At 67.0% G+C, this 5,039-nt stretch carries 3 protein-coding genes and 1 pseudogene; 2 read left to right on the top strand and 2 right to left on the bottom strand.

Annotated features, from left to right (window positions below):
* Nucleotides 1-448 (top strand): annotated as a pseudogene (locus ACKODO_RS05900) (DNA repair protein RecN); the annotation flags it as partial.
* Between the two features lie 3 nt (nt 449-451).
* Nucleotides 452-2,599 carry an NAD-dependent DNA ligase LigA gene (gene ligA, locus ACKODO_RS05895; protein ID WP_408982524.1) on the top strand — a complete coding sequence of 716 codons (2,148 nt, stop codon included), beginning with the start codon at nt 452-454 and terminating at the stop codon, nt 2,597-2,599.
* 3 nt (nt 2,600-2,602) lie between these two features.
* On the opposite strand, the gene ACKODO_RS05890 is transcribed toward ligA, so the two are convergent.
* Together ACKODO_RS05890 and ACKODO_RS05885 are read right to left on the bottom strand one after the other, a co-directional pair.
* A complete protein-coding gene (locus ACKODO_RS05890; RefSeq protein WP_408982523.1) occupies nt 2,603-3,784 on the bottom strand; it encodes a multidrug effflux MFS transporter in 1,182 nt (393 codons plus the stop codon).
* Nucleotides 3,781-5,039 (bottom strand): aminopeptidase family protein P (locus ACKODO_RS05885; protein WP_408982522.1); only part of this gene is annotated, 1,259 nt, incomplete at its 5' end. The genes ACKODO_RS05890 and ACKODO_RS05885, both read right to left, overlap by 4 nt.

The raw sequence follows: 5,039 nt of genomic DNA, 5'->3' as shown, positions 1-5,039 counted from the left end.
CGGCATCGATCGCGTGGAGTTCCATGTCGCGACCAATCCCGGCTCGCGGCCCGGCCCCATGATGAAGGTCGCCTCGGGCGGTGAACTCGCGCGCTTCATGCTGGCGCTGAAGGTCACGCTCGCCGATCGCGGTTCGGCGCCGACGCTCGTTTTCGACGAGATCGATACGGGCGTGGGCGGCGCGGTGGCCGATGCCATCGGCGCAAGGCTCGCGCGGCTCGCGGCACGGGTGCAGGTGCTCGCGGTGACGCATGCGCCGCAGGTTGCGGCTCGGGCGAGCACGCATTTCGAGATCTCGAAAACCGCGAGCGGCGAGGGCGATCGTGTGGCGACGCGCGTGCGCCTGCTCGACGATGCCGCGCGGCGCGAGGAGAACGCGCGCATGCTCTCGGGCGCGGCCATCACGGATGAGGCCCGCGCGGCCGCCGCCCGCCTGATGGAGACGTGATCCATGCCGACCGGCCGCGACCCCGCGACCCTCACGCCCCTCGAAGCGCAGGCCGAGCACGCTGCCCTCGCGAGCGAAATCGCCGAGCATGATCGCCGCTATCACCAGGAAGATGCGCCGACCATCTCGGATGCCGAGTATGATGCCCTGCGCCGCCGGCTCGAGGCTTTGGAGGCTGCTTTCCCGCATCTGAAGGCATCTGTGAGCACAAGCGTCGGCGCGGCCCCCGCTGGCCGCTTCGCCAAGGTGCGCCACAAGGTGCCCATGCTCTCGCTGGGCAATGCCATGAACGAGGCCGAGGCGCGTGATTTCGTGGATCGCGTGAAGCGCTTCCTCGATTGGCCGGCCGACAAGCCTCTGGCGATTGCCGCCGAACCGAAGATAGACGGTCTCTCGCTGTCCCTGCGCTACGAGAACCGCAAGCTGGTCACCGCTGCCACCCGTGGCGATGGCGCCGAGGGCGAGGATGTGACGCCCAATATTCGGGCGCTGATGGCGGCACCCAACCCCACCATCGGCATTCTCGCGAGCCTTCCCCCGGATGCCCCGGATATCACGGAGATTCGCGGCGAGGTCTATCTCGGACATGCCGATTTCGCGGCGCTCAACGCGAAGCAGGCAGAAACCGGCGGCAAGATCTTCGCCAATCCGCGCAATGCGGCGGCGGGTTCGCTGCGCCAGCTCGATGCGCGCATCACCGCGAGCCGCCCCTTGCGTTTCTTCGCCTATGGCTGGGGCGAGATGAGCGATTCAGAGGGGAAGGAATTCCGGCCGGCCATGACGCAATCCGGCATGGTGGAGACGTTCAGGCGCTGGGGTTTTCCCACCAGCCCGCTGATGGCGCGCTGCGAGAGCGCCGACGATCTCATCGCTCATTACCGGCTCATCGAGCGCGAGCGCCCGACCATCGGCTATGATCTCGATGGCGTCGTTTACAAGGTGGATGAGCTCGCGCTTCAGGCCCGGCTCGGTTTCGTGGCGCGCGCGCCGCGCTGGGCGATTGCGCATAAATTCCCGGCCGAGAAGGCGGTGACGCGCCTCAACGCCATCGAAATCCAGGTCGGCCGCACCGGCGCGCTCACGCCCGTCGCGAAGCTCGAGCCCATTACCGTGGGCGGCGTCGTCGTCTCCAATGCCACCCTCCACAACGCGGATGAGATCGCGCGGCTCGATGCGCGGATCGGCGATTTCGTGGTCATCCAGCGCGCGGGCGATGTCATCCCGCAGGTGGTGGAGGTGGTGCAGGATCAACGCCCGGTCGGATCCCAGCCCTTCGAATTCCCCACCCTCTGCCCCTGCGCGCTGAAGACGGCGGTGATCCGCGAGGCAACGAGCGGGGGTGTTGAGGGCGCCGTGCGCCGTTGTTCCGGCGAATTCGCCTGCCCGCATCAGCGCATCGAGCACCTGAAGCATTTTGTCTCGCGCCGCGCCTTCGACATCGAGGGTTTGGGCGAGAAGCAGATCGCCTTCTTCTATGATTGCCCGGTGGAGGCGCTTCGCATTCGCGAGCCGGCGGAGATCTTCACGCTCCAGCGTCGCAACGAGGCAAGCCTGCAGAAAATCGAGAATTTCGAGGGCTTCGGCAAAACTTCCGTGGCGAAGCTCTTCGCAGCCATCGAGGAGCGGCGCAGCATCAGCCTCGAACGCTTCATCTTCGCTTTGGGCATCCGCCATGTCGGCGAGACGACGGCGAAGGTGCTGGCACGCGCGGCGGGCGAATGGTCCGCTTTCGAGGCGCAGGCCCGGCGCATCGCGGCGGGCGACGCCGAGGCTATTGCCGAATTTCAGGCGCTCGACCAGATCGGCGATGCCGTGACCGATGCCGTGGCCGAATTCTTCACCCGGACTGATGCGGTGGCGATGGTCGATCGGCTTGCTGGCGAACTCACCATCCTTCCGGCCGAGAAGCCGGTGGCCGAGAGCCCCGTTGCCGGCAAGACGGTGGTCTTCACCGGCTCCCTCGAGAAAATGACGCGCGACGAGGCCAAGGCGCGGGCCGAAAGCCTCGGCGCGAAGGTTGCGGGATCTGTCTCGAGGAAGACCGATCTCGTGATCGCCGGGCCGGGCGCGGGCTCGAAGCTCGAGAAGGCGACCGAACTCGGCGTGAAGGTGATCAGCGAGGATGAGTGGCTCGCGCTGGTCGGCGGCTGAGGCTCAATCCTCTCGACGCGAGAGCCAACCCGAGGCGAGCGCCAGCACGGCACAGACCGTCATGATGATCGCGAGCGGCATGGCCGTGCCCGTCACCAGCTTGCCGCCGAGATAGCTCGCGACCGCGCCGAGGCCCATCTGCCCGAAGCCGAGCAGCCCCGAACCCGCGCCCGCCGCGAGCGGATTGATGCCCACGCCCGCCGCGATGCTGCTAGGCAACACCAGGCCATTGCCGAACGAGGCCACCATGGCGGGGATGAACAGGGCCAGCGGGTGAAGCCAGCCCGTGATCGCGCCTGCAAGGATCAGCAGGGCGCCCACCAGCCCCACCACATTGCCCCAGAAGATCAGGCGCTCGCCGCCCAGGCTGGGCGCGAAGCGGCCGGAAACGAAGTTCCCCGCCATGTAGCCCAGCGAGAGCGTCATGAACCACAGGCCATATTCGGTCTTGGGACGTCCGAGAACCTCGATCATCAGGTAGGGAGCGGTGCCGAGGAAGGCGAAGAACATGCCCGAGCAGAAGGCACCCGCGCCCCAAAAGCTCATGAAGCGACGGTCCCCGAGCAATTCCATGCTCCGCCGAGCGACATCGCCCGCCGTGGCGGCGACAAGGCTTTCCGGACGCGTCTCCGGCAGGATGGGTGCCGCGATGACAAAGGACATGAAGCCGAGCACGGAACAGAACAGCAGGATGGCACGCCAGCCGAACAGATCGTCGATCGTCGCGCCGAGAACGGGCGAGACCATCGGCGCGATCACCATCGCCATGGTGACGTAGGCGATCATGCTGGCGGCGGAATCGCGCGAATAGAGGTCGCGGATCATCGTGCGCCCCAATGTGATGCCCGCCGTCGCGCCGAAGCTCTGGAGGATGCGCGCGACAATCAGCATCTCGACATTGGGCGCGAGAAAGGCCGCGAGGCTCGACAGAACATAGAGCACGAGCGCCACCAGCAGCACAGGGCGCCGTCCAAAGCGATCGGCCAGCGGGCCGAGCATCAATTGCCCCACCGCCATGCCGAGAAGGTAGAGCGACAGCGTGAGCTGCACGCTCTCCTTCGAGGCCTTCAGGCTATCGACCATCCCCGGCAGCGAGGGCACGAGGATGTTCAGCGTCATCGGCCCCAGCATGGAGAGCATGACGAGCAGGATGAGGAAGGCCCGGCTGTTCGTTTCCGTTCTCATAGCGGGCGCGTCGCATCCTCCAGCCACGCCCGGGTCTCGGCATCCAGCAGGGGCGCGAGTTTCGCGCGCGTCTCGGCGTGGTAGGCATTGATCCAGTCGCGTTCGGCGCGGGAGAGCATGGCCTTCACGATCAGCCGGCGGTCGATGGGGCAGAAGGTCAGCGTCTCGAAGCCGAACATCGGCCGCTCGCCGCCGGGAATCGCGCGCGGCTCCACGACAAGCAGGTTCTCGATGCGGATGCCGAAGGCGCCCTCGCGATAATAGCCGGGCTCGTCGGAGAGCATCATGCCTGGTTCGAGCGCGGTATGCCCCAGTTTCGAAAGGCGTTGCGGCCCCTCATGCACCGAGAGGAAAGAGCCCACGCCATGGCCGGTGCCATGGTCGAAATCCATGCCCGCTTCCCAGAGCGGCAGGCGCGCGAGCGGATCGAGTTGCGCGCCGGATGTGCCTTTGGGAAAGGTCGCGCGCGCCACGGCGATCATGCCGCGCAGCACACGGGTGAAGGCCTCGCGCATCGCTTTCGTGGAGCGTTTCACCTCGACCGTGCGGGTGATATCGGTCGTTCCGTCGCGATATTGTCCGCCTGAATCGATGAGATAGAGCCCGGGCGCGATCGGCCGGTTGGTCGCTTCCGTCACGCGGTAATGCGGCAGGGCGGCATTGGGTCCGGCGGCCGAGATCGAGGGGAAGGAGACATCCACCAGCGCATTCGTCTCGCGGCGAAAGCCTTCGAGTGCCACCGCCGCGTCGATCTCCGTGAGCGGCGTGCCCCTTGCGATCTCGCGATCGAGCCAGGCGAGGAAGCGCACCATCGCCACGCCGTCGCGCAAATGCGCGGCGCGCGCGCCTGCGATTTCGGTCGCGTTCTTGCGCGCCTTCATCAAGGCGATGGGGTCCGGGCCGAGATCGGGCGTGCCGCCGGCCGAGCAAATGGCTTCGGAGAAGCGCAAGGGCGCGCTCTCCTCATCGAGACGAAGGCGGAGGCCGGCCTTCGCGAGCGTGATGAGCCGCGCCTCGACTTCCAGCGCGCCTTCCGTGCCCGGTTTCACGATCTCCACGATGCCGGCCAGCGCCTTCGCGAGTCCCGGCTCCAGCCGGGCGGGATCGACAAACAGGCTCGGCTTGCCCTCCGCCGGCACCAGCGCGAAGGCGCGGAGGATCGGCAGGTGCGGCACATCGCCCGCGCGGATATTGAACAGCCAGTTGACCGAGGGGCATTCCGAAACGAGCAGCGCGCCGAGCTTCTGCTCGCGCA

Source organism: Rhabdaerophilum sp., assembly GCF_046092605.1.
Taxonomy (GTDB): domain Bacteria; phylum Pseudomonadota; class Alphaproteobacteria; order Rhizobiales; family Beijerinckiaceae; genus Rhabdaerophilum.
This window is presented reverse-complemented; position numbering and strand designations above follow the sequence as displayed.